This is a genomic window from Blautia sp. An249 (assembly GCF_002159835.1).
GTDB lineage: Bacteria > Bacillota > Clostridia > Lachnospirales > Lachnospiraceae > Blautia_A > Blautia_A avistercoris.
The window spans coordinates 98,666-124,511 of sequence record NZ_NFJL01000010.1 but is presented as its reverse complement, the minus strand read 5'-3'; the positions used below and the strand labels follow the sequence as shown (position 1 = coordinate 124,511).

Here is a 25,846-nt window from a genome sequence, read left to right as displayed (position 1 = left end):
AAAAAGGCGCAGGCAATCGAGCCTGCACCTCATGACACCTCATTACATATAATCTACCTTAGGCCTGATTTTTGCTACAAGGTCTTCCGCAAGGTCCGTCACCACATTTTGCCATATTTACCTTGTCAGATTTTAAAATAACCGGTTTAGTATACTTCATACCTTTTCCTCCTTTTTTAATAATATATAAGAGTCTGAGCCCAACAGCCTCAAATTCTGCTTACATTATACAGATATATTAACAAAAATATTGTTTCAAATCAAGCCTCCTAGTATAATAAGATAGCGTAAAGTTACTGTAGGAAAATAAAAGACAGACTACACCTAAGATGTGTTTCAGATTTGGTTTCCTGTCTTTACTATATCAGATTCCCACATTTTTACAATCCCCAGATGTGATTCTTCAATGCCGTTATCTTCTTTATCTGCGGTTAGGGATGCTGTATACTGGCATATCCGCCATTCTTCCCAATGTCTCCTGTTTCTTTCCGCTGAAAACATCTAGCTGCTGCTGTATATCACTTCTTCACACCCCGCCGCCATCGGCATCTCCTCTCTTTGAAAACGTACCAATTCCAGCATACTTTTATCATAGATCCGGAGCCGCGACATTTTATCTGCTCCACCCTAATGGTCTGGAACTCATCCGGTCTGCAAACACATGGCTGATGTGCCCTTCTGCGCTGCACCTGACTTCTTTATTTTTATCTCTCACCCATTGCGTGATCCCCGCCCAGTTTCCCAATATATACTCCTTTGCCGCTTCTACCGTCTTCCTTTTGGGTTCCTCTTCCGTTACGGCAAGTATCTTTTCAAAGATTTCTTCTACCTCATATTTTAGGATTCTCTGGCCGCTCTTGATCATGACACCCATCCCCATTGATATAGATTTTTTTCAGTTCTTCTGTATCATAGGAGGCCTCAATGTATTCGGATACTTCCTTCCATAGCTGCTCGATGGCTTTCCCACCCTCATACACCCTACCGAAATGCTTTTTGTTGAGCAACTCATTGCGCCCATTTTCACAGGTGATCCCCTCATACACATAAATGAGTTTCGGCATGATAGTGTGCCTCCGGGGTTTTTTAATATCGCCCTTTTCATTAATATACTGCAGGGATACATGGTCTTCATCTGCGTCAATGTAAAGGTATTTCAGGGCTTTCTTTGGGGACGGCGATCCTGTCTTTGGAAAACGGAGCGTATGGATCTTATTCATGACGGTTTCTTTGCTCACTGCCTCTTCCGTAATGCATACCTGTTCTCCACCTTTGCGGTAGCTGGTCTGCACGGCCTCTTCCAGCAGCTTTGCTTCTGCGTTTTCCGTCATCCGGGTATGTTTTTCTATCCCCATGATACGGTTAAGGAGATATTCATACTCACCGGTGGATTGATTCTGAAATAAGGTTTTATGGTAGGTCACACTTCCAAGGCTGGTCAGCAGGGTGCTTTCATCCCGCCTCACGATATACCATCCGGAACGCAATTCTTTTCTGGTGCGTAGCAGTTTGTCATAGTTTTCCCATTCCTTCGCGATCATGGAGAGACCCAGGTCAACCACACTTTTTGTCACTCCCTGTACCATCTCTACTATCTTTGTCATGTCAGTAGAATAATCCACCATAACTTTTTCTAAATTTTTTATCCCATCCTGGCAAAATGATCCTCTCCCCCAGCTGTTGGAGCAGATTCCAGACACCTCCATAGCTGATGTTCTGCCCGCAGGTACTGCTGACTACATCCGCACTGACACGATGTTCCACGCATGGCAGGAACAGGCTGCCAGATTAGAGCACGGAGAGACTCCGAATAATCTCTGTCTCATTATAAACGCAAAAAACCTTACCGACTTTCAGCTTCATTTCCGAAAATCAGTAAGGTTTTTCTATTATTGAAGTATTCTATTATCTAATGAGTGATACCCAAAATGTTGCCAAATCGTTGCCAGCAATTAAACAAATTTGCTTGTAACCCGCATAAACACTAAGTTTTCAAAAGTCATTTCATCACTCAAACTCAAGATTTAGCAGAGTATTTTCTGTAATTTCTTATCTCTGCACTACGAATTTATAAGTTATTTTCCTCTTATTTCTTCTATTACTTTTATTTCGTTCCAATATTAACATCATAATAACATCACGGTCAAATATCTTTTTTCTCAGAGGCGACCAACATATCTTCCTGTATTCATACACTATTCTATTTTGGGGCTACTGTCAACCTCGATCACATCCGATATCTTGCAATTCAGAACCTGGCATATCTTATCGATATGCTTCATCTCAATATACTGGTCTTTCCCCATTCTCGCCAGAGTACCGCTGCTGAAACCGACCATATTCCGTAATTCCGTTTTATTTATACCTTTTTCGATAAGAGTTTTCCACAATGGTTTGTACGAAATCATAAAATCCCTCCTTTGCATCTATCACAATACACCATCCGTTTACTATTGTCAATATTATATCTACTATGTTAGATAATTTTTCTAACTTTTTGCATTTTTCCTATTGACGTACCGTGTACATATGTTAATATACAACCACAAAAGCAAGAACATACATTCGTAGACGGCGAATGAAAAGGAGGAAAATCATGTCAGAACTTTTAAGAAATCAGAAATTTGGTGTTGAGGTTGAATTTACCGGAATCACACGATCCATGGCGGCAAAAGCGGTGCAAAGCGTTGTCGGCGGATCTATTTCCGGCCCTCGGAGTGATGCGTATTATACGAGGATAATAAGGGATGATCTCGGAAGGAAATGGAAGGTTATGAGAGATTCGTCTATCTCGCCGATCCGGAAATCCGGACACGAGGCCATGGACGAATACAGAGTGGAGTTTGTTACCCCGCCGCTACATTATTCAGATCTTGAAATTTTACAGGCTATAATAAGGAAATTCAAAGAAATCGGAGGCGTTCCTCATAGTAGCTGCGGAATCCATATCCATATTGACGGAGCAAACCATACAGCAGATTCCCTGAGACGTATGGTAAGTTTCATGTATTCAAGGCAGGATATAATATATGAAGCTTTGGGGGTTGAAGATAGAAAATACAGTTGGTGCAAGCCAATATGCCAAGAACTGAATACCGCCATGAAAAGCCAAAGAGATCCCAGTAAAAATGATATCGAGAAAATTTGGTATAGTGATTCGAATGATGATTACTATGGCGGCGTCAATCACGAGCATTACAATCAGACAAGATATCACGCTCTTAACCTCCACAGTTTTTTCTCCAAAGGCACGGTCGAATTCAGGCTGTTCAATAGTACGTTGCATGCAGGAAGAATAAAGGCGTATGTGCAGTTTTGTCTGGCACTGTCAGCATGGTCCATCGAGTCCAAAGGACGCACCATTTTTAAAAGCGCTTCCGGATACTCATCCAGAAAAAAACCAACGCTGATGTATCATATATTAACAAACAGGCTCGGATTATACGGGGATGAATTTAAGACCTGCAGATATCATTTAATGAAGAGACTCAAAGAAAACGCAGCGGTCGTTGTAGCTGCATGATTCATAGAAGGGAGATTATCATGAAATTATATGTGGCATATGGTAGTAATTTAGATAAGGAGCAAATGAAATATAGATGTCCTTCTGCACGTCCGGTCCAATCCGGATATCTGGATAACTGGCAATTAATATATCGCGGGAGCAAGACCGGGGCGTACGCATCTATACGTTACAAAAAAGGATGCCGTGTTCCCGTTGGATTATGGGAAATTACCAAACATGACGAAAGGTTCCTTGATAGATATGAGGGGTATCCGATCTTTTATCAGAAGAAAAATATATTTGTCCACCTCGGAGATGGTTCAAGGGTTAAGGCGATGGTATATATTATGCGATCCGATGCTTCTCCGGGAACACCATCAAAACAGTATCTTCGTACTATATTGCGTGGATATGCTGATTTCGGGCTTGATGAAAGCTATCTGATCAGGTCTATTCTTCAAAGCCAACAAGAAACGGGAAAAGAGAGGGAATAACCCCTCTCTTTCTCATTCCTTAGCGCCGTTGCAGCGGCACTTTTCAAGCGTTTTTTTGATTTCCACGCCTCGTGTGAGTAATGTTAGATTCCCTGTTCGGTATCCGCACGATCAATTCGTCTAACTCACAGTCAAGTGCTTCGCATATCAGATCTAAATGCTCCAAGTTCACCCTGTCCGCAAGTTCGTGGTACAACTCATTGATCGTATTCGGACGTATGCCGGTAGCTCGAGCAAGATCTGCCTGCGTCAGCCGCAACTCGCCAAGCTTTTTCGACAGTAAAATCTTTATCATTCGCCATTGCTCCTTCCGCTATAAATTACCATATAATGGTAGTTCATAGTGGAAAATGATAGATTATATCAAATTAGGTTATTGGAATTTTGGCGAGAAAATGATTTATACTCTTTTTGCATATTCCAATGCAATCCATCCGGCGCCGCTCTTCAGGCGACCCCATGTATATCCTCCAGCACTTTTTGTCTCGACGATGGTGTAAACGCCTTTCGGACAGAATCCGTTCTTCTCGTAGTTCGTTCCCGGTCCTTTCCTGATATAAAGATCCGAAATGCTGACCTGTACCTTGAAGCTTCCGGTGGAGGAAGAACCGCCACCGGAGGATGCCGCCGCTCCTTTGTAGGTGCAGTATGCCTTATCAACATTGATCCATCCTGCTCCGGACTTCAGTTTGCCCCATGAACCGTTCTGAATCTCCGTGATCGTGTACACGCCTTTGTCTTTGATGGAACCATTCGTGCCGTAATTAGTTCCAGGGCCTTTCCGAATATTGAGTTCCGACACATTGACCTTGTACGTTCCGGTCTTATAAGCAGTGCCAGAAGCAGAGCCGCCGCCAGAAGAACTTGTTCCCCCTGATGCGGCTCCCACATAGGAGCAATAGGCCGTGCTGACGTTAATCCAACCAGCTCCAGATTTGAGTTTACCCCATGAACCGTTCTGAATTTCAGTAATTGTGTAAGTTCCCTTGTCAGTAATAACTCCGTTGGTTCCGTAGTTTGTTCCTGGTCCTTTTCGGATGTTGAGATCCCCGACATTGACTTTGTAGAGTCCGGTCTTGTAATTTCCTGCACTCCCGCCTCCTGTGTTTCCGCCACTGGCTGTTCCTCCTCCGGAACTCCCACTGAGCTGTGCGGTTACACGGTTCGCCACATCTCCAAGTCTGGAATACAGCCAATCTCCAGGGCAGCTCTTATTTGCGAACCACCTATGTACCGTCAGCACCATCTCATTTGACTTCGGACTATAATTCAGTGTCTTATTCTTGTCTCCGAACCAGATCAGCTTTGTCTTTCCGTTTCTCCGGCAGATATCAACACACAGTGCAATCAGCTTCTCATACACCGCATTTGTCATGGCATACGGTTCCGACATATCGCTGGCACACTCGATAGTCACCGCTCTCTGGTCATTTGGGTTACTGGAAGAACACCAGCTTCTGTTGCACTCATCCACTACCAGAACAACCCTTCCATCTTTTCCAATACCATAATTGCAGGATGCGCCTCTCCCTGCAGGAAAGCACGATCCAATCCCTTCTGCCGAAAGCTGCCCAACTACACAGTGCGGCGTAATTCTATCGATTGAATGCGTCCTTGCTCCACTATGGTTCGGACTCTTCACCACGCAATTCACCAAACTACTATTACTCATACCTGTGTCCTCCTTGTCATACTGAATTAAATTCCATCTTTCGATCAGGCTGCAAAGTTTGTCCACATACGCAACGTCTGTGGCATATCCCCCGGCCTTGATCAGTTCTGCCGCCTTCCGGTAATCTTTTTCACCGGAAAGCCCTTCGTATCGTTTTCTGCTTCCGTTCATTGCACCATTCAGATAGCACGAATGATCTTTGATACTTGTGAGAATATCCGGATATTTCCGGAAATCCGCTGTTACAGTGTACTCATTCCCGTTCTTATCCTGCTCTTTAGTCTGTTTTGTATATTTGCTCACTCCATCCCATACGGAATCCCATGTATTCCCGGACAGGGAGCATTTCATGCCGAACAGATTATTTGCATTGACAGCAAGCTCTGTGCTTCCATATCCAGATTCAAGACATGCCTGAGCCGTTGTAATGGAAGCGAGAATTCCGCTTTGCTGCATATCTGACATAGCCATAGGCCCTATCATTTCAATGAATTCTTTCTCGTTCATTCTTTCCCATCCATTTCTTCATTACAGGAGCATGGCCATGTATCATCTGGATATACAATTCTTACATCAATGGTTTTCCCGTTCGTTCCATCGTTGTATATGTAAATTTCTCCAAGGTACTGATATATGAGCACGTCTCCATCGTAAACGCTTACCATCCCGTAGTCGCACGGATCAGTCTCGCTGATCTCCAACGGCTCCGGTTCAAAATCGTTTTCCTCCTGTTCTTCTGTATAACTTTTCGTTCCTGCATAAATCACGAATGCCGAAGCAAAAACTACCAGCGCTATAAACAGCGCAAGAAGAACTTTGAAGCGGGCGCTTTTAGGGGGAATTTTAAGGGCCCGGTGTTCTGCCGGGCCCTTTCTTTTATTCATCCTGATCCTCTCCCTGGGATCCATTTACTTTTCCATCGTCAAGAAGGTCTTTTACTCCAACAAACCATTTCTGGATTGTATTTCTTAATAATTCCGTGGTCACGATCGCCTGCAACCATTTCGGCAAAAGACCTCTTGCCTGCTGGATCACCCATTCAAATTTCTGTTTCCCGGCGCCTGATTCATTGTACATATGCTCGGCCGTGAGAATCAGCTGATACACGTCAGCTCTGATCCCATCAAGCCCTTTCTGGCGGATGTACTGAACCGCAATCACGATTGTTACGATCAGAAGGAGCGCAAGCACAATCAGCAATACCGGTACTGGAACCTGTTTTAAAATTTCTAATAACTTCATACTTATTCCTCCTTATAGAAAAGATCCTTCATCCGTGCATTTTTGGTACACGTTCTTAATGTTACGAATGGCGAAAACCGCCTTATTGTTCGGGAATTTCGGGTTTTCTATGCAATAATTCTCATAGTTCTGGACATCCTCGAGGATCTGATCAAAATGCTCTTTGCTGTGCTTTTGGCCGTGCAAGATCTCGTCGTTAAACCGCAAGATCCTATACCGCCATGTATAAGCCATACCTTGGTCGGATGAGCATTGCAATTTGTCAATCTTTTTATCCAGGTTGCTGAACATCGTATTGAATTTTTCCTGTATATCGACGCTCTGCTGATGCCATACCGGATACTGCTTTGCCTGATCAATAACCTCCTGGATCCGGTCATTTTTTTCCTTTTCATCAAGTGCCTTTTTCGATATATAAGATGTTACTTTTTTGTATACCATCACCAGAAAAACAATTGCCGAAATGACAATTACTGCCTGTCCAACAGTGATATCCCCGAAAGACTGTATAAAATGTTCTATCATCACTCTTTCTCCTGTCAGGGTTTGCATGTTCCGGTTGATATTTTGCTCGGTTCTGCTCTTATTGGGTTCATAGTTCGCACCTCTTTCCAACAAAAAAAAGACCGGTTTCCCGATCTTTTGCGCTGGATAACGAGAGCCGGAGGCTCTTTAATCCATATTTTTCAGTTCTTCATATTTTGACAAGGCTTCTTGTGCAAGCCGGTCCTCCTCGATTTCCCCTTGTGCCTTTTCTTCTGAAAACCCACATACATTTTTCATGTGGGCAATTTCATACGCCTGCCTTTTCACAATCTTCGATAAGCGGTATATGATTTCTTCCTGTTTCTCGACCATATCCATATATGTATCAAGAACCTCAAGAAATCCTTGATCTGTGATCTGCATTTGGTTTCCCTCCAATTTTGATTATATAATGTGGTTTTTCTTCTCCAAAGAACCAATACCGCAAATAATCATCCAGAACAATAGCCGGCGCCGATATAAAAAACCAAAGCACCGTAAACGGCAGGCAGATCTGCCCCAGAATGTTAAATGGAATATTGCTGTAATCCCATATGGCAAGTCCGTAATGGATATTCAGGATCAGCCCGCTTATAAATTCTACCGCCGTAATAATCAAGCTGCAGATCAGCATCTGGAACCATATCGTGGACTTCCATGTGAAAATCTCATTAAGAATGCCACAAAGGACAAAGCATATGCCTCCGACAACGGCCATGGTCCAATGACTTCTGCCTCGGCAGACAAGCTCAATGATCACATAGATAGCACCACCAACAAGAAAAAGGAAGAGGTATTTAAAAAATATCTTTAAAACCGTCTTCATCTTATTTCACCATCATTTCCTTGTAGTCCTTGTACACCTCGGAACAATATTCTTCTGGTATTTCGGCGCCGTACTGCACAGCGTCCATTTCCGATGCTTTATTGCAAGCCTCCAGCCATGTAAACGCACTGTTGCAGTATGTGGTATTGTAGGATACATAGGAAAACGCAGCATCAATGATTTTCTGCATATCGGCCGCACTGTAATACTTGCAGGGCTGCCCGTCCTGGTGGTATTCCAGTTTTTCTTCCCCTGCCGCCAGCTGTGCCTGTTTCCCGAAAAGGTTGATCTGATCTTTTTCCGTAAGGCTGAAATGTTCGGTTCCAATGCTAAGTTCGACATCCACTCCGGATGTAATAATCTGTTCACACGTTGCGGATAATAACGCTCTGGTAGCTGTGCGGTAATTCTCTTTTGAATACGCATCTGCAATCCCGCCTTCCTCGCTGGTTTCAAGTTTATCAAACCAGAAGTCAATGTCCGCTTCTATTTCCTCCTTGGATGCCACATCTGCAGATGACAGCTTGAAATAGATTTCATCCGCCTCAACCCCTGCCGGTCCCTCTTCTGTTTCCGGCAGCTCCTGTTCATTTCTTCGGATCCAGACATCCACGGATCCATCCGGCAGAGTTACATATGTGATTTTCCCCTGCGTTGCAGGACTGTTTGTTTTATGCATACATCTTCCTCACTTTCTTATAATATTTTTCGGTTTCATAAGGTTGCCCTTTCTCATATCTGCTGACCATTCGTTTTGCAATATTTATGATTTCTTTCCAATGCTCTTTGGACTGAAACTTATGCGAGTCGCTGTTCTTTATCCATCCATTATACGCAAGCAGTGACATTGCCTTGTGCTTTGTCACCACGGTTTTTGAGCGGATAAGCTTTATGAAAAGGTAAAATTTCCGTCTTGCCCTAAGAAAGATAGAGTCTCTCACAGTAACAATGACCTTTTTCAGCCGTTTTTTCACCTTTCCATAATCACGATAAAACGCTTCGCAGCCACGGAAAACAAATCCCATAAAGTCAAGATTTCTGCCTTTGGACTTTCCTGAGGAATCATTATAACTCACAAGGAATTTTTCCCATGTCTTTTTAATTTCAAGACCGAGGAACTTTCTTGTAAAATCAATAATAAGCTTCATTGCCTGGTGCAGATGTTTTTTATTCCCGCCAAATACAACAATATCGTCCGCATAAATCATCGCATGTGATACAAGACGAGTCCGCTTCTCTTTTCCACGGCGCACAGTTGTTATGGCAAGCTGCTCGTAAATGTAATGATACAAGTACGACATGTAATAGTTGTTCAGATCTTTTGACAGAGGGGATCCGATCAGTATTCCTTTGCCACAAAGCTCCGGCCGACCAAGCTGCAGGTTCGCACAATCATATAAATATATGATTGAGTCAAGCAGATACAATAAATCTCCTGATTTCCGGAGATCCCTATGCAGAAGCTCCTTCAGCCGGTTGTGCGGTATGCTTGGATAGCATTTTCTGACATCCGCTTTCGCACAAAACTTTGTGCCTTCCGGATCCATCGAAATCCATTTTTTTATATACTTTTTCCCGTAAGATTGCCCCTTTCCTTTTATTGAAGAAACTTGGAATTCTCCTATTTTTGCATCGAACATTTCCTGACAGGCATCCCTTGCGATCACCTCATAAAGCTGAAATATGAGCTTTTCGAGCCCGAGTTCTCGACGTTTACCACTGATCCCGTCCACAATTTCTCTATAAGTAACAATAGCCTCATTTGGCGTCACAGCGATTACATGCTCAACAACGGTTCTGCTTTTTAAGTTTTCAGAGATACTGCCGGCTATTTTTTCAATAGTATCAGTTGTGTATTCCGGAGATGAATCAATATTCTTCCTTGATTTTGTATTGCTGATTCCATTGTAATAAGCAAAGAGTTTAGCAACATTGCTTTTGTCCAAACGCTCATACAGGAAAGGTGTTATGCAGTTCTTGACAAAATCGATATTCGATATGTCTTTTCTCTTACAATAAGTTTTCAAAAAATCCAGTCCTCTTTCTTTCTGTATTCAAAGGCTTTCGGTTTTACTACTAACCCCCACATGCGCCCACTTCCGTCGCATGGCCGGACGCCGGTTTTACCCGGCGCCCGATGCTGGTGCAAGAAATTTCGGGCATTCCGCCCAAGTCGAAAATCGAGCCACCTCAATGGGCGGCGAAACACACTGCAAAACACCATATCAGAAATACGGGCGGCGTAGTTCCAGTTCGCGTTGGAGAGGGCGTTGTTCAGGTTCGCGTAGAACCGGCCCGCGTTAGCCCCGTTGTTCAGGTTGCCGCCGGAAAGCCTAGCCAATAGCAGTGTGAGTCCTTATTCTATATGTAGTTATGAGGGGAGATCCCCTCTTGCTTCGCAATTCACCCCCAACGGCACGCCTACGCTGCGCTCTGGGCGCACCGTCCAGAAGCAGAAAGGCGGGCGGCGTAGTACCAGTACGCGATGGAGAGGGCGTCGGCCAGGAACGCGTAGAACCGGCCCGCGAAAGCCCCGTTGTACAGGGCGCCGCCGGAAAGCCACTCTCTCGTTGCATCGGAAGTTTCGTCAAGATCATTGGTGTACTGCCCGTCCGCATATCCTGTCGAACTTGACGCATTTACTTCCACGCCATGTCGGACGCACGGATTTTCCGGGTCGTATCCGAGTTTGCTGATATACTTCCATGAATCCTCCGTATTAGCAACGGCGTACCCGACCGCCTCGTAATCCTCCGTGACAGACGTAGCCAGTTTCGTACAGTCATAGCAGATCTGCGGAGTCATCACGTGATCTGTAATCTTCATGATCACGTTGCTGATAACTTCATAAAATCCAAGGAACATTTCAACGCCGAACAGGATATACGGATATTTACCGTTTGTGTTGCTGACAGGTGATCCGCATGAGCCAAGAACGGCGTCGCACGTTCCCGTTCTCCATGGCATGGTTGAAATGTACGTCTTCGCCTCAACGCTATCGTTGATCATAGATGATGCTGTTGAGAATGTGGTTCCTCCGTTATCAACATAGATTGCGCTGTTCGACTCATCGTATTCCTCGATCGCTGTGATCAGAACACGATCCGCTTTTGCGTGCATGCCGGAATACCCTCTATCTAAGATTGGCGTTCCTTCATCTGAAAGAATCGTAGGATTTCCAATAGAAACAACGGATCCAACGATAAAATACGCTGCCTGCGTCTTTGATACGATAATCCGCTCCACTCCAGACTCCTGCACCGTAGCTGCGTACTGTGCGGAATAGCTTGTACATCCATACATGATAGACTGGGTATTTCTTGTTGCAAAAGCCACAAGAAACAGGTTATCCAAATGTGCTTTGTCCTGTGCAGTGGTTCCGCAATACTGGTTCCCCTTCTTCCGGAAGCGAGTGATCATGTTGTTGTGACTCTGATTGTGATTTACTGTTTTTCCGCTTACAGAATGCGGTATGCCGGACTCATCATCCCATGCCAGATACTTCGCAATAGGAACGAAGGGTCTTACTGTTCCGTCCGGCCGGATAGCTGCCGCTTCCGGGAAGGATCCGGGATGATTTTCATCTGAAAGAATAATATTCTCTCCGTTCGCAGTCACTTCCATCTCAATCCACTGCGTAAGGAAAAGAATATAAACATCCTTATCTTCGTCTTCCCGGGAGAATTCATTGTCAATTCCCTTGATGTACTCCACGACGAATTCGCCATCCGTGTCCACGTATCCATTTACTTCCAGTCCATAGAATACGCTTTCTCCTTCAAAATCATTTATTCCACGCACCGAATCTGTAGACGGAGTGGCCACTTTCCCAACAGCGTCATAAAGCCTCGTTCCTGTTGATGCAGGGCTTACGCCATATGCATCGAAATGCACACCATACCGCTTGCCGGTCCTCCTAAGATTGAGCAGGAACAACGCCTGTTCATTTTTTGATTTGGCAAAAACACTTACCGCATCACGCATAGCCACGTCATTCTTAATGAGCTGCCCGAACATGGCATTCATGAGATCCGCATGTACCGGATCCGTTGTTTCGAGCATGCGAAGCTGCTCATTGAATCTGGCGCCAGATATATCAAAATTCGCCATAATCTACCTCCATATGATAATATTTATCTCAAAAAAGTGTTTAACATGTTGCAAAATATCGAAATGCGTTAGAAAGTATCATCGCACTCAAACACAACTTCCATGTCTGCATCCTTGCCTTTTTTCATGAACGCTTTCATGGCCACCATATCTCCATCAGCATCGTAAATGCCAATTTCGGAAATGTATGTGTTTGCCAGCTCTGTTTCCTCCAGGGTGCATTTATACCGGATACAGGTATCAGAGATCACTTCATACCCATCCACTTCTTTCCTGAACGCTTCATTGTGCAATGCGTTCTGATCCGGGGAATGCGGAACAATCTCATCGGATCCATTCACCCCGCCGGTACCAAATGCCATGCCTACGATCTTGCTGAGCGGTGCTATGCCAGCTCTCGCCTCTAACATTTTTTTCTTTGCCTTTGTTGTAACTGTCGTTCCTGCCATTACAGGTCCTCCCTTCCTGAATTGAAATCATTTGCTCCATCAAAAGCGCACGCTCCGTTAAAGAGAATCGCTTTTGACGGTATATATATCGCAATGCCAAAATCTTCGTCGATCTCAGCATTTATGCGATGCGTGATTGATGTTACCTTCGGTGGAGACTCCTGCGAAAATGTCTCTTCCCCATCAAACGATAGTTCTCCATCAAAAGTAATTACATAGTCGGGCCACAAAAAGGATGCCCTGTGGACATCCCTAACATTGCATGTGTTCTCATTTTTTATTTCAGCGGCAGCAAGCTCCGCATGCCCGAATAACACCTCTTCTGCATTGAAAGAATCAAAATTGTATGCGACCCTCCCGAATTCCGGAGGTCTCGCTGCATTTAGAAGCGCCTCTCCATCAAAAAGGTATCTTCCGTCAAAAGATGCTCCCCACCATGTGATTGGGATCCGATGAACTATTTTTATCAAAAGATCGCCGTATTCGCTTATTTTTGTAACCCGGTGCGATACCCGAAGATTTTCAATTTTGATAATATTCGGGATGCTAAACGGAACTGCCATATAGAAATATGGAGGTTGCCGAGCATTGAAATAAATGCTACCATCAAAAGGATATTCTCCATCCCACGTAGCACCCCACCATGTGATTGGCATTCGTACCGTCATGCGATTAAACAGGATGTTCTCGACCAGAACAAAGACTGCAAGGCGAACATGCAGCTCATACGACGTATGCGATTGCTTTGCGTCGTTGATCTTGTCAATGCCTTTTTGCAGACTAAATTCCCCTTCGCCTTCGAGGTAAACAATAAAAGTGTTTGGGTGAGATATCTTGTTGTCAGGTTCATGGATATCCACAACCTTTACATCGCATCCGAGGATACTGTTTACCATCTTTTCCAATCGCCATGGGGTTATAGGTGCTTTTGTGTCTCTTCTGTCTAAGATAAGCTTTCGTCGCTCTTCCGGGCTAAGGTTCTCCCTGATCGGGAGCCCGAACTTCTCTTCATGATATCGGAGCCCCCATGTTGCTGTTTCCGGAAACGCCTGATACGGCAGTTCATCCTCAATGATCCGGCGGGCCTCGTCCATCTCCACTCCCATAACCTGGAATATCCACTTCCCAACATAGGATCTGTCATAAAATCCATTGCCGGTAATGTATCCCATCATTCTTTTTGCCGCTTCAGATGTGGGAAAGTTTTCAATATTCATCGCATTCCCTCCCCTTAACTAAAATCAACCTGATCTGTTGCCGCATATTCATCATTAGAAAGCAGGATGTTTTCCTCTGCCCCATTCATTAAAAATGTGTCGAAATCGGATACTCCCGGTATATCCGTGATAAGAGGACGGACCTGATTGTAAACAAGGACGCCTTCTGCTTTCGCTTCCGAATATTCCTGCATTACAAGTTCTTTGAACTGACTCACGATTGTCGGTATATCGGTAGTATCGTCATATACAAGTCCCGTACAAACATAAGAAATTTTCTTTGTGGCCGCAGCTACGACGGTCAGCTTTGCACATGCGGTAGGAAGAAGCCTTCGTGACCTATCGTCCGGAGACACAATGTGATCATAAACCGCCTTTGTCAGCCGTTCATTTGCCGGCTCACCATTTGAGTCTACGATTATCAGCTTTACAGTGCCCGGACCATCCCATGTTGGCACGACAATACAGTCGCCAACGCCAACTACCTCTTTTGCCCATCGGATATAGTCCGCATCGTTTCCGACAAATGTTGCTCCATCTCTAAAATTCTCTTCTTCGATACGCTCCCGAAGATCTTCGTCGCCTTCCACATCCGTCCCGCCGGTAATGTCTGCCGGATTGTTCACTGTTGACAGCCCTTTTATGCTTGTAAGAGAGAATACTACCGTATTCTTTTTGGTATTCGACTCTTTTCCGGCCTCAACAGCCGTAACCTCAACGACCACGCTTCCGGACTCTGGTATAACAGCCATTGAGTCAGCGGCATATTCGAGAGCCGGAGAAGAGTCTGTTGCTTCTGTACAGAATATTGCCCCCTCTGGTATGACAGTTCCTGCGTCTCCGGAAACCGTCACCGATCCGCTTGCATGTCCCGCCGGCCGGCGCTCCACGCCTGCCGCCGCTGCGTGGAGATCAAGCCATTCATCCCATGCATATTGCGGATACATTAACATCAAGGTGCGCACGAGATGAAACTGGATCAATTCTGATTTTTCTATTGCTGTTGGCATCGTAAAATCATACGGGAATCCTCCGGGCATATCGTCAATCCCATCCGGAAGCGCATCCATCATGCGCTGCTGTATTTCTTCCGGCTCAGCTCCATCGACAAATTCCGGCGGAGTAAATTCATAACTCACACTTCTCACCTCCAGTCATCAAATAGACACTTTGAATTCATCCGTGTCTACTCCCTTTACAGTAAACGAGACGCTTACCGCTTCTCCATACCACGAAAACTCAAAGTTTCTTACATATTCAGTCCTCGGATTCACCAGTAACGCCTCTGATATTGTTCTTTCTATTGCGGACTCAACTGCCTTTTCACTGTCCTCTGCCAGAGCTTCGTCCAGTTCGGTGCCAATTTCGTCCTGATAAGCTGCACAAGCATATCGCTGTGTGAGGGCCATTTTACAACACCATACTTTATAGCCTTCCACGCCATCGCACTGCTCCATTTGGCCCTTCCCATTCAAGACGAAGTCCTGTTTTTCAACGTCCCACGCAACTGTATAGTGGTAATCCCTGTCCAACTGATCTCCGTCATCGATAAATTCAGGGGACTCTTCCACAGGAAATAACGTGTTCTCTTCATCCATATTCCCACCCCCTAACTGATCACATCGATAACCACTGCTTCATTCTGCACCCACGCAACAAGAACGTGGTTCCCGGGAGACAGCCCCGGAACCGGTATAGAATGCGAATGCGATCCATCGCCGTATTCGTGCCCGCCGTGACTACCTCCGGAAGTCCCGAGGGATATGCCTGTCACATGCCGGCACACCGTATAATCGCCTTGCGGTATTTTTACCGGAAAAGTATTTGTAACCAGCCCGTAGTCAGACTCTATCTTTCCAAAGTCGAGAACAAGTGGGCTGTCTGACATGCTTTTTATCCTTTTGTGAAGCGTCCTTGCCAGTTTGTTCGTTCCGGCATGTGCATCAAACGCCATCTTCATCCCTCCTTAATCAAATGTGCCGTTATCCACCCATCCATACACATTGCTTGAACTGTCAACGTGTATCAGATGCCATGGATGTGCTTTTCCTGATCCATTCTTGATCGTTATTTTTGCCCGTCCAGCTCTTGCGTTGTATCCGCGGGATCCCGCATAAGAGCTGACGTAGTGGGTTCCTCCGTGGAAATTCACGATATCGCCCACATTATAAGTTTTTTTCTGAACCGTCTGCTGTGCTTTCTTTTCATATTCTTTGAACGGAACATGAAGATCTAATGTCATGCTGCGGCTATCCACATCATGCCTTATACCGATAACATAGTAATAGGCATTCATGGTTCCAACCGTTACATGGACCAGATCCCCTTTCCTCACCCATGGGATGTCCGGCGCTTTCACAGTCATTTCTTCCTGGATCTCTCCATCTTCATCGAGAATTGTCTGCGCCGATGTTTTCGCATCCTCAAGGCTCTCATCAGTGCCTCTGCGAACAATTTTCTGGCGAACGCCATATTTTGTGTTGCCATTTAACACAGCCTCGACCGAGCTTTTCCCATCATCATCTTCCTGCCCAATCACCTTTACACGGGTGATCATCCCGGCAGTGCTTCTCTTATGCGTGGCCGTGACCACGTTTTCAGCCGCAAAATGATAGACCGTCTTGTTGTTCGCATAGGGGACAACATACGCTTTGCCCTTCCTGTCCTGCACGACGCATTTTACGCCACCCTTTTTATAAGCGTCATCCAGAATTTCCGTAATGACGTTTGCAAGGTCCTGCGATTTGAAAGTCAGCTTTGCGTGCGTCTCATTCGGCCCTTCATAGGATCCAAGGGGAATCTCCCAATCATCAAAGATCTTCGTTACAGCAGATTTTGTACCGGTACCGGCGGGATAGTATATATTGTCCTGGCTTTCCTGCAGATTATATAAATTGTCATAGCATTTGCCGTCAAACTTATATGAATCCGAAGAATACGATGGCTTCCAGTCTATAATGTTTCCTCTTGCCACTTCGTCGTCGGTGACTCCGTCAGAAGCGAATATCCCGACTAAGCACCCAAGCTTCGCTATATCCGAAAACACTTCCTTTGATGACTTTTCGTTTTTTGTTGTAAATGAAATTCGGGTGGAGAGTTCGTCTTCACCTTGCTCCCACCCGAGATTTTCTACATAATCTTTTATATTGTATTGGTTTCCCTTTTCGTCCATAATAACGAAGCGGTATTGCACTTTAGATAGATCTATCATTATACCGCCCCCTTCCTAATTCGGGATAACCAACACGGTCCCCGGGTAAATCCAGTGTCCATTATCGCTACTTGATCTCCCGTATCTTCTCGCAGTGGATTCTATCGTTGACTTGTTCGCACTATATATTTTTGTCCAAGTGGATCCGGAGCCGCCATAGAACTTCCTTGCGATCGACCATAGATTGTCGCCTGATTTCACGGTATAGCTGCCCTTGTTTTTGGGAGCTGCGGCCGCAGGCCTTGTCACCGTCTTCTTAACGAACTTTACAATCTTGAGTTCGTCCGTTGTATAAACCTTCAGGGACCGGTACTGCACAAACTCCAGCGAATACTTCTTGTTTCCGTAACCGCCATAATCTGTACATTCAAAATCACTGATAGTAACATCAATATTGATGTTGGTTTCAGTAACCATCAACCGTAGCACGGTCCCTTTTTCCTGCCAGTTTTTCAGAATTTTTTCGCATTCTGCCGGCTTAATCCATTGTTTCACAATGGACTCGTTTTTTTTCGCCTCTCCGAAAAAAATCCCCTCGAACGAAATCTCTGTAAGCTTCATTCCTTTGGGGATTTTCACCTCTCCATAAGACAGGATATCGTAGGACTGATAATTCGTCCGATTTCTTCCGCTTACCTCCTCAGGGAGGCTCGGAAAGATAAATTTACTCTTACCGTTTTCAACTTCAGTTAAACTAACATCCATAAAGCGCCTCCCTTAACTACTTACCGGCATATTTGAAAAGACCTCGCCAAGGCGGTCAGCAAGCTCGCCTCCGAGATCGTCTGCCAGCTCTTTCATATGTGTCTTAATGATTTGAAGGATATCATCTTCCCTTTGACTTGTTGATGAGATCACGAACTGCGGATTTACAGTAACGCTAAGGCTAACCTCTTTCGTGTCCGTATTTTTCTCGCTGTCAATTACAGTTGAAATATCGGAAGTGCCTCTGTCGCTTTCTGATATCGGCTCTGCGGGTATTTCTGTGTTCTCCCATATATTTTTATTGGAAGACGCCCCCGAACCGATAAAGCCGCCATCAGCATGCTTTCCAACTCCAAGCATTTCTCCGGCCTGTGCCCACAGTTCCAAACCTCTTTGTCTTCTCTTGCTTCCGAGCGGGATGATCACCTCTGGTCCGTCCTCGCCCCACCATGTAAGCTCCGGGCCATAAGCAAAGCCGCCGTTTGCATTGGATGATATGCTTCCGCTCACCGTGGCCGTTCCACTTCCGCCGCCGCTGAAACTGATTGTCGCAGATGGGTTCGCAAGCTTATAATTAACAGTGATCGTTACCGTGGTCGTGGTAGTAAACCCTGCGGCAAATGCGCTGTTGATCGCAGCCCCGACCGACGAATATAAGCTCGTGATCGATCCTTGAATTGTTCCCATGGTTGCGGTAATTGCATTTGAGATGCCGGTTCCAACAGCGGTTGTGACGCCGGAATAATCCAAACCATCAATCGATGACGTTATACTGCTCTGCAAAGCGGCGGTAAAACCACTCATATCGATGCCTTCAGTCGATGACAGGGCCGTTACAATAGACGTATTGATCATCTGTGCGCTTTCTGAAAGGTCTATTCCTTCGAGCGCAGCAGTTAATGAGTTCTGGATCCCCTCCTGCAGTCCAGCTCCCGATTCGGCCATATCTACCGATGCCATGGCTTCTCCAAGCTTCTGATTCATCATCCCGCCGACCTCTGTAAGATCAATGTTTTCCAACGATGCGGTCAGAGAACTCTGCAATCCCTCTTGAAGTCCGGCATCAGTTTCAGACATATCCACGGACGACATCGCCTCTCCGAGTTTCTGGTTCATAAGGCTTCCAGCTTCCGTAAGATCCACGTTCTCAATAGATGAAGTTAACGAATTCTGTATGCCTGTCTGCAACCCTGCACCCGATTCAGACATATCCACCTCTCCAAGGCTCTTGTTAAGCTGATTCACCAGAGTTTCGCTTGTCGGAGATAAGTCCACATTTTCTATGGACGAGTTCAACATATTATTTACGCCTTCGCTCATATCTACGCTGGTTCCCTCCAGTGCCGACGTCATCTGATCCGGCATTGACGCCGCGACCTGACTCATCATTTCGGTGATGGCTGCCTGTGTCTCTGCCGAAAGTCCATCCAGATCAAGCCACTCTGTTGCCGTGGCCAAATCCCAGTTTTCCACATCTACACCGTTTGACATCGCATTATGCATTGCAGTTCCGAGCCGTTCCGCAACGGATCCTTCAAGATCCGGAAGTATCCCATCCAATTCGCTACCGAATGCATCTGCAATCGACTGCAGTTCAAAACTTTCAACTCTGACAGACAGATCCGTGATCTTTGCCTGATACCCTTCGGTGAGCGCCTGCAATTGTTCATCAAACTGTTCCTGAGAAATCGCTCCATTCTGAAGCTGGAGATTTAGGTTTGTCAGCGAAACCTGCAAAGCCTCATCATATTGTGATGCCGCTTCCTCCACGTTTGCCTGAATTTCAGATACCAAAGAAGCGAAAGAGTCAGCGTCCAGCGATGCTCCGGAGTATTTAATTTTTAAGCTCTGGAAACTCGCTTCCGTTTCCGCCTGGCTGATCTGGTTCGTGATGTCGGCAATCTGGTTCTGCAAATTCGTGATTTCTGCCTGCTCATCAAGCGTGATCACTCCATCTTCCAGCGCTACATTGACCTTTGCTTTCAGATCGCCGCCAAGAGTCTCAATCTTAGACTGCAGATCCGAATACATCTGATTTAGCCCTGTTGTCATATCAGTTTCATTTCCCGGCTCAACCAGAAGATCTATAGCCGCTGTCGCCTCATAGTGCTTGTCTTCGAGGTACTGCTTCGAGCTTTCGATCATGGAATCAACAGCCGAAATATATTCCGATATATCGCCTTCATCAAGCTTCATGCCGAGCGATGCCTTCCAGTTCAACTTGTCCATCGTCTGGAACGAACTTTGCAGAGTAGCAAGAGAACTGTCTGCGGTCTCTGCTGCTGCGGAGAATTTGTTCAGCGCCTCTGCCTGATCCGCAAACACGATCTGTTTCGCAGCTTCCTGGATTTCCTGCATAGACAGCTTTATATCCCCGAAGCTATCCCGGATCTTATTCGATGTCGCTTCCTGCATCATGGCGCCGAACTGCTCTGCAGATACATTCGTATCGTCAAAAGCTTCTTTCAGTTCTTGACTGTCAAATTTTGCACCTTCTAGGGCATATCTGCTTTTCTGCTCCAGATTTTCCGCCGCTGCCGCAGCTTCCTCGTAATCCTCTTTTACCTTGTCTCCGGCAAACCAACCAGCAAGTCCTCCGATACCAGCTCCGATCAAAGCTCCAACCGCAGTTCCGAGAACCGGAACTACCGATCCTATCGCTGCTCCGGCCGCAGCTCCAGCCGCTACGCCTCCAACCTTCAACCCAGCAGACGTGCCCTGCGCCTTGGCAGCTTCCTTGTTTCCGGATTTGTAGGAATTGTACGCATCGAAGGCATCCATACCGCCGCTTATCAGCGTTGCGCCTCCAACAACACCGCCAAGTATTGCACCGCCTCCGGCAGCTGCAAGTCCTGCACTTGTAGACGCTCCAGATCCAAGCGCCATTCCAGTCTTTCCGGCCAATCCCAGAAGCCCGCTTCCAGTTACATTGCCGACTCCGGCCAGTTCATCTGCCACCGAAAAGCTTCCAATCGCCTTGTTCAGAACTCCTCCGGTCGCACTTTTATATATCCCTTTTCCGACTTTGAACACGCCGGATCCAAGACTCAGCATCGGACCGGCTACCTTTGCAATAGCTGTGGCCGATAACAATGATGTTATATCCGGAGACTCACCTCCCGGAAGAAGCTTTGCCGCACTTGAGAACGCCCCCGTCAAAAGTGTTCCGAGAGCTCCCGCAATGCTGACACCGTTCATACCTTCAGCAAAGCCTTCGGCAAACTGGCGCCCTATGCTGCTCCCTTCGTCAACGACGGACGAAACGTCTATTCCCATCAAAGCCATTATCCCGGTAGAAATCGCTGTTCCAATGCCTAACCCTATATCACGGGCAACACCGGCAACCTTCGTCTTCCCGGACCCGTTCCACCAGTCAGAAAACGGTTCTGCCACCAATTCATCCCATGCAATACCAATTTTTCCGAACAAATCCGCATTCTGCCATTCATCTGTTGCCGTAAATTCATCTATCTTCGCTTTTGTTTTCTCAACAAAACGATCAAATGAGTTCATGGCCGTAAGAAGGGCATTTTCAACATCTGGAACCTTATTTGTAAGCCAGTCAAGAGCTTCAATCAGATAAGGCTTAAATTTTTCTCCGAGCGATAGCTTCATCGAGTCAAGCGATCCCGTGAACAGCTCAAATTTTCCGGCCAGATTATCCATCATGATATCTGCCATTTCCTCCGCTGCTCCGGAGCTGTTGTTTATCTGATCTGTAAGGCTTGCGAAATCCTGCTCGGATGCATTTACGATAGCAAGAAGACCACTCATACCTTCCTGACCGGCCAGCATCGCAGCGTACTGGGCTCTCTCCGCCTCAGATAATGCGCTGAATTTCGATCTTAATTCCTGAAGGGTCTGTGATAACGGCTTAACTGATCCATCAGCATTTGTGATACTGATATCCAGTTCTTCTATGGCGTCAGCCGCTTGTCCAACGGGGTGCGTTAAGTTCGTAAGCAAGCTCCGGAGGCTCGTTCCTGCCTGAGATGCCTTGATACCGTTGTTTGCCATAAGACCGATCGCTACCGCCGTGTCCTCTATGCTGTATCCGAGGGCTCCGGCAACCGGTGCAACGTATTTGAACGTGTCGCCCATTTTTGCGACATCGGTATTCGTTGCATTGGCAGCCATAGCCATAACATCAGCAAACCGTCCGCTGTCCTTCGCCGCCATTCCAAATGCCGTCAATGCGTCCGTTACAATATCGGACGTAGTTCCAAGATCTTCTCCAGAGGCGGCCGCCAGGGACATAAGACCTTCGATACCGTCCATCATCTCTTTTGCGTCCCAGCCTGCCTGAGCCATGTACTTAAAAGCTTCTGCCGATTCAGAAGCAGTAAACTTCGTGACAGCTCCCATCTGATTCGCCTTTTCAGTCAGCTGAGCAAATTCCTCGCTTGTAGCGCCTGATATTGCCTTGACTTCTGACATTGCAGCTTCAAAATCCGCATATGTCTTAACCGTATCCGCAATACCGGCGCCGGCAGATATCGTGACTCCGGCCGCCACAAGCGGGCTTTGCAGTAACCCGAACACCCTCCTGACGGGGGATGTCACGAGGTCTACCGCTTTAAGCGTAACCTTCCACGCTTTTGAGGTCAGGCTTTTCACATAGGTTATTGCTTGCTTCACAGTCGGTGTAATCCGATCCTTCGCTTCAAGAAGAATCTGATACTTCTCTTTGAGCATCGCAAGAAGTGATTTCTTCGTCTGATTTACAGACTTCTCAAAACCAGACGCCTTTTTAGAAGCCGCATCAAAACCACTCCCGACCGATTTCTCAAACCCGGAGACGCTCTTAGAGGCATTTTCAAAACCTTTCGCAGCTTTATTTGCGCTGTTCACAGTATTTTCCATACTCTTCTGCGCCTTTTTCGCCGCAGAGTCAAGGCCTTCCATCTTCTCTGATATACTATCGACAACCTGACCAGTGTTGTCTTTAGTCTCTATGGGGATCTCGATCTTAATAACCTTAGTCGCCACCCGCTCTTCCTCCTTTCTCGTCATCTTCAAGACGTATTCTCATTGATGCGAACATGAACGCCCGCACTCCAGCAGGCTTTGCATAAACTTCATCCGGCGTTATGCCGAGCCGCTGAAATATTTGATGCAAGAGGGTAGTTTTTCCTCCTGCCCGGATCAGTTTTTTGCTGTTTCCTCCATCTTGTTTTCAACTTCTTCGAGGTTTTCAGAATCGAACCCACTCAGTTTATTGATTTCGTCAATAACCCTGTCTTTTTCTCCTCCAAGAAGCACTGATTCGATAACGTCAAGGGCCGTAACAACAAGAACGCCCTGTTTTCTGAGACCTTCCCACACCTGCTGATTATCCCAGAGCTTTGTACGGTCCTCTTCGACCGTTGCGTGGTAGATCAGCGAAGAACGGAACTTTGCATTGTCTGTTTCTTCTGCAAACTTGATGCCGATCTGCTTGTTCCTCACGTACTTCGTATACTTCTTGCGGCATTTGTTCGCCTCTTCTTCTCCGAGCGCATGAACCCGGAAGGAGAAATACAGCTTTCCATCACGAACGATGTCAATCTGCCGGAGCTCATCGTTTTTATAAGCGGCCGCCGCCAGCATACCGGCAATAAAATCGCTTTCAACCGTTAAAAGCTGCCCCTGTGTTTCCTTTTCAGAAAATTCTTCCTCGCGAACTTCCTGCGTATTTTCCATCTTTCCTGCTGTTTTTGCTAAATTTGCCATTCCATATCCTCCTTAAAATGTCGAAGGGCAGCTCCATGGCCGCCCTCCGATAAAATATCCGACTTAAATTGTGAGTTCCTTCTGAAGATCCGGTTTTCCGTTGACGAAGAAGTTCCAATTACGCTTAATGACATCTCCATTCGCTACATTCTGAAGATCGATGTCTCCAGACGGGATACACTCTCTGTATACAACACGCTCTTCGGAGCCATTAAGTCCAAGAAGGACTCCCTGGAACACAAACTGCGGTGTCGTTCCGGACTTCATGGATGCCATGAGTTCACGGAACATATCGATATCCTCGATCACGATTTCCGTGACGGTGATCGTAATTCCGTAAGAGTCACTTGTCTCATGCTCCTGCGGATCTCCCATAGGTTTGTACTTTACGTTGTTGTATGTAGCCTTCGCCTGAAAAGACTCCATAGACGCAAGAAGATCGCCGGTTCCATTGTAGAGACCAGCGTCCTTACCGGTGCGTGCATGACGTGCATCAGATGATGCTCTTTCGTTAATAGCCATTTATTTTCCCTCCTTTATTCAGTCGTCCTGCTTGAGAACTGGAATTTGTATGTCAGATACAGATGCTCAATGGAATCCTTGTCGATCACCTGGATGTCCACATATGCATAGTCTCCATCAGCCTGATACGTCGTGTTCTCGGATGCGGTACCAGATACAAGTTTTCCTTCGTTGATCATCGCATTGATAACGCCCTGCAGCTGGCTAACTACCGTAGCCCGCCCGTTTACATCGTTATCTACTTTGCCGATCAGGGCGTCCGCCTGATCGTTGCACCTCGTGATCAGCTCGTATCTCGTTTTGGTTCTTCTGATCTTTTTCCATCCGTCATCCTGGTTATCCGACGGACTTACCAGCGTATTGATTGCACTGTCGATCCAGATCTGTCCATTCGTGTTTGTGCTGAGCACGATGCAACCCTTCTGCTCCGCCGCAGAAATATCCGTCGGAGTGAGGGCATCGTTCAGCTTCGTGTATCCTTCCACAACCGTGTGAGTAAGAGACTTATTCGACGCACACGCAGCAATCATTCCTGCGATTCTTGCCGCCACAAGATAGCCCTCCACGGTTTCTCCGGAGATCTCAGCGGATGCATTGACTACGTAATGCATCTTTTCACTGTTGAAAGCTGCCGCATGCGCCATACGGTCAGTAAGCGCAACCGTCTTTTTCTCTGCCACAACAGCCATTGCAAGCTGTCCGGCATCGAAAATCCGATCGATGAACGAAGCAAGAAGCTGATGAACGGCCGTCTCTTCCGTGTCAACGCATGCCACATTGAACCGGTATGCCTCTGCCGCCACAAACGCTTCGCTGTATTCAGTATTGCTTGCAGTAGGATCCGTTCCCGGGGTAAATGCCTCTTCGCTCACATCTGCGAGAACTCCGGTAGCGCTTGCGATGATCTCCGATGTAAAGCATTTTGAATTGACAAACGCTTCATTCAGCGCCTTTACTTCGTCATCTCCGGCCGCAAACTCGATCTTCTCAAACTCTTTTGCTCCGGAATAGATCACGCACTCTTTCAGGGAAGAATCTGACAGCTTCTCTCTTACAGTGACTGCGAAATCTTTCGCTCCCGGGTATTTGGCGGTGATCTTTAACGCCTCTGTATCTCCCTCTTTGTCCAGAGTGACCGTAGCTGCGGTACCGCCTTTTCCAACACGGACACAAACGCATTTCGTTGCACCAGCCCTGATTACTTCACGGATTGCGTTAGTTGAACCCGCAGTTCCGTACATCTTTTCATACCCTTCCTCGGGAGTGATTTCCACTGCCTCCGCAAGCGGTCCAAAATCAGATTTAAAGAAGATCGCCACTACTCCGTCTGAAGCTCCTACGATCTGATTTTCTCCAACCTTCTGGATGTTGAAATATGTTCCCGGGCGAATTTTTGTTTCGCCAACAATAAATGTTCCTGCCATCACTTAACCTCCTTGCTCATAAATTTGCTGACAAGCTCTTTTGTTTCCTTTACTGTTGCCCTGTCTTTACCGTAGTATTTCAGAGCCGCAGCAACGCATTCCTTGCGTGTTCCAAACCGACTCGCAGCATTAGAAAGTTCTTCTGCGCTGTAAACCGGTTCAGCATTTTTCTTTGATGCCTTTTCTTTCTGCGAAGTATTGGCACCAGATGTCTTTGCTTCTGCCATGGTTT

The 25,846-nt window shown here is 46.2% G+C and carries 27 protein-coding genes; 2 read left to right on the top strand and 25 right to left on the bottom strand.

Annotated features, from left to right (window positions below; translation table 11 throughout):
• Positions 1-613: 613 nt before the first annotated feature.
• From B5F53_RS20345 to B5F53_RS10990, 3 genes are all read right to left on the bottom strand, one after another.
• Positions 614-865: a UPF0236 family transposase-like protein gene (locus tag B5F53_RS20345; RefSeq protein ID WP_242970301.1), complete on the bottom strand. Its 252-nt coding sequence runs from the start codon at positions 863-865 to the stop codon at positions 614-616.
• Entirely contained in the window at positions 831-1,604 is a 774-nt protein-coding gene (locus tag B5F53_RS20340) for a UPF0236 family transposase-like protein (RefSeq protein ID WP_242970300.1), read from the bottom strand. The genes B5F53_RS20345 and B5F53_RS20340 overlap by 35 nt, the downstream gene beginning before the upstream one ends.
• A gap of 591 nt (positions 1,605-2,195) precedes the next feature.
• Entirely contained in the window at positions 2,196-2,408 is a 213-nt protein-coding gene (locus tag B5F53_RS10990; RefSeq protein WP_087223319.1) for a helix-turn-helix domain-containing protein, read from the bottom strand.
• Between the two features lie 188 nt (positions 2,409-2,596).
• On the opposite strand from B5F53_RS10990, the gene B5F53_RS10985 reads away from it, so the two are divergent.
• Together B5F53_RS10985 and B5F53_RS10980 are read left to right on the top strand one after the other, a co-directional pair.
• The gene (locus B5F53_RS10985) at positions 2,597-3,523 is read left to right on the top strand and encodes an amidoligase family protein (protein WP_087223317.1); all 927 of its coding nucleotides are present in this window, start codon (positions 2,597-2,599) and stop codon (positions 3,521-3,523) included.
• Positions 3,524-3,543: 20 nt separating this feature from the next.
• Positions 3,544-3,999, top strand: coding sequence for a gamma-glutamylcyclotransferase family protein (locus B5F53_RS10980; RefSeq protein ID WP_087223315.1), 456 nt, complete (start codon positions 3,544-3,546; stop codon positions 3,997-3,999).
• A gap of 43 nt (positions 4,000-4,042) precedes the next feature.
• Here the strand turns inward: B5F53_RS10980 and B5F53_RS20845 are convergent, their stop codons facing one another.
• The 22 genes from B5F53_RS20845 to B5F53_RS10870 form a co-directional block, all read right to left on the bottom strand.
• Positions 4,043-4,294: a helix-turn-helix domain-containing protein gene (locus B5F53_RS20845; RefSeq protein WP_087223313.1), complete on the bottom strand. Its 252-nt coding sequence runs from the start codon at positions 4,292-4,294 to the stop codon at positions 4,043-4,045.
• Between the two features lie 105 nt (positions 4,295-4,399).
• Positions 4,400-6,178, bottom strand: coding sequence for a glucosaminidase domain-containing protein (locus B5F53_RS10970; RefSeq protein ID WP_242970299.1), 1,779 nt, complete (start codon positions 6,176-6,178; stop codon positions 4,400-4,402).
• Entirely contained in the window at positions 6,175-6,555 is a 381-nt protein-coding gene (locus B5F53_RS10965) for a hypothetical protein (protein WP_087223311.1), read from the bottom strand. Before B5F53_RS10965 ends, B5F53_RS10970 begins: the two co-directional genes overlap by 4 nt.
• A complete protein-coding gene (locus tag B5F53_RS10960) occupies positions 6,548-6,913 on the bottom strand; it encodes a hypothetical protein (protein ID WP_087223309.1) in 366 nt (121 codons plus the stop codon). Before B5F53_RS10960 ends, B5F53_RS10965 begins: the two co-directional genes overlap by 8 nt.
• A gap of 12 nt (positions 6,914-6,925) precedes the next feature.
• Positions 6,926-7,438 (bottom strand): hypothetical protein, encoded by a 513-nt coding sequence (locus B5F53_RS10955; protein WP_087223307.1) that lies wholly within the window; start codon positions 7,436-7,438, stop codon positions 6,926-6,928.
• Between the two features lie 147 nt (positions 7,439-7,585).
• Positions 7,586-7,822 (bottom strand): hypothetical protein, encoded by a 237-nt coding sequence (locus tag B5F53_RS10950; protein WP_087223305.1) that lies wholly within the window; start codon positions 7,820-7,822, stop codon positions 7,586-7,588.
• Positions 7,794-8,264, bottom strand: coding sequence for a putative ABC transporter permease (locus B5F53_RS20840; RefSeq protein ID WP_087223303.1), 471 nt, complete (start codon positions 8,262-8,264; stop codon positions 7,794-7,796). Before B5F53_RS20840 ends, B5F53_RS10950 begins: the two co-directional genes overlap by 29 nt.
• Position 8,265: 1 nt before the next feature.
• Positions 8,266-8,943 carry a DUF4376 domain-containing protein gene (locus B5F53_RS10940; protein ID WP_087223301.1) on the bottom strand — a complete coding sequence of 226 codons (678 nt, stop codon included), beginning with the start codon at positions 8,941-8,943 and terminating at the stop codon, positions 8,266-8,268.
• Positions 8,936-10,291 (bottom strand): reverse transcriptase domain-containing protein, encoded by a 1,356-nt coding sequence (locus tag B5F53_RS10935; RefSeq protein WP_162610582.1) that lies wholly within the window; start codon positions 10,289-10,291, stop codon positions 8,936-8,938. Before B5F53_RS10935 ends, B5F53_RS10940 begins: the two co-directional genes overlap by 8 nt.
• A 394-nt stretch (positions 10,292-10,685) precedes the next feature.
• The gene (locus B5F53_RS10930; RefSeq protein WP_087223297.1) at positions 10,686-12,374 is read right to left on the bottom strand and encodes a hypothetical protein; all 1,689 of its coding nucleotides are present in this window, start codon (positions 12,372-12,374) and stop codon (positions 10,686-10,688) included.
• A gap of 68 nt (positions 12,375-12,442) precedes the next feature.
• Positions 12,443-12,823 (bottom strand): phage tail-collar fiber domain-containing protein, encoded by a 381-nt coding sequence (locus B5F53_RS10925; RefSeq protein WP_087223295.1) that lies wholly within the window; start codon positions 12,821-12,823, stop codon positions 12,443-12,445.
• Positions 12,823-14,040, bottom strand: a complete 1,218-nt coding sequence (locus B5F53_RS10920) for a putative phage tail protein (RefSeq protein WP_087223292.1) — start codon at positions 14,038-14,040, stop codon at positions 12,823-12,825. Before B5F53_RS10920 ends, B5F53_RS10925 begins: the two co-directional genes overlap by 1 nt.
• Positions 14,041-14,054: 14 nt before the next feature.
• Positions 14,055-15,179, bottom strand: a complete 1,125-nt coding sequence (locus B5F53_RS10915) for a baseplate J/gp47 family protein (protein WP_087223290.1) — start codon at positions 15,177-15,179, stop codon at positions 14,055-14,057.
• 18 nt (positions 15,180-15,197) lie between these two features.
• Positions 15,198-15,638, bottom strand: coding sequence for a DUF2634 domain-containing protein (locus tag B5F53_RS10910; RefSeq protein WP_087223288.1), 441 nt, complete (start codon positions 15,636-15,638; stop codon positions 15,198-15,200).
• 11 nt (positions 15,639-15,649) lie between these two features.
• Positions 15,650-15,994 (bottom strand): hypothetical protein, encoded by a 345-nt coding sequence (locus B5F53_RS10905; RefSeq protein ID WP_087223286.1) that lies wholly within the window; start codon positions 15,992-15,994, stop codon positions 15,650-15,652.
• Positions 15,995-16,006: 12 nt separating this feature from the next.
• On the bottom strand, positions 16,007-17,251 hold the full coding sequence (locus tag B5F53_RS10900) for an XkdQ/YqbQ family protein (protein ID WP_087223284.1): 1,245 nt from the start codon (positions 17,249-17,251) through the stop codon (positions 16,007-16,009).
• Positions 17,252-17,266: 15 nt separating this feature from the next.
• Positions 17,267-17,956 carry a LysM peptidoglycan-binding domain-containing protein gene (locus B5F53_RS10895; protein WP_087223282.1) on the bottom strand — a complete coding sequence of 230 codons (690 nt, stop codon included), beginning with the start codon at positions 17,954-17,956 and terminating at the stop codon, positions 17,267-17,269.
• A gap of 12 nt (positions 17,957-17,968) precedes the next feature.
• Complete coding sequence (locus B5F53_RS10890; RefSeq protein ID WP_087223280.1) at positions 17,969-22,969, bottom strand: phage tail tape measure protein; 5,001 nt, start codon at positions 22,967-22,969, stop codon at positions 17,969-17,971.
• A 132-nt stretch (positions 22,970-23,101) separates the two neighbouring features.
• Positions 23,102-23,668 carry a phage tail assembly chaperone gene (locus B5F53_RS10885; RefSeq protein WP_087223278.1) on the bottom strand — a complete coding sequence of 189 codons (567 nt, stop codon included), beginning with the start codon at positions 23,666-23,668 and terminating at the stop codon, positions 23,102-23,104.
• Positions 23,669-23,731: 63 nt separating this feature from the next.
• Positions 23,732-24,190 carry a hypothetical protein gene (locus B5F53_RS10880; RefSeq protein WP_087223276.1) on the bottom strand — a complete coding sequence of 153 codons (459 nt, stop codon included), beginning with the start codon at positions 24,188-24,190 and terminating at the stop codon, positions 23,732-23,734.
• A 14-nt stretch (positions 24,191-24,204) separates the two neighbouring features.
• Positions 24,205-25,614, bottom strand: a complete 1,410-nt coding sequence (locus B5F53_RS10875; RefSeq protein WP_087223274.1) for a phage tail sheath subtilisin-like domain-containing protein — start codon at positions 25,612-25,614, stop codon at positions 24,205-24,207.
• On the bottom strand, positions 25,614-25,841 hold the full coding sequence (locus B5F53_RS10870) for a hypothetical protein (RefSeq protein ID WP_087223272.1): 228 nt from the start codon (positions 25,839-25,841) through the stop codon (positions 25,614-25,616). Before B5F53_RS10870 ends, B5F53_RS10875 begins: the two co-directional genes overlap by 1 nt.
• Positions 25,842-25,846 lie beyond the last annotated feature (5 nt).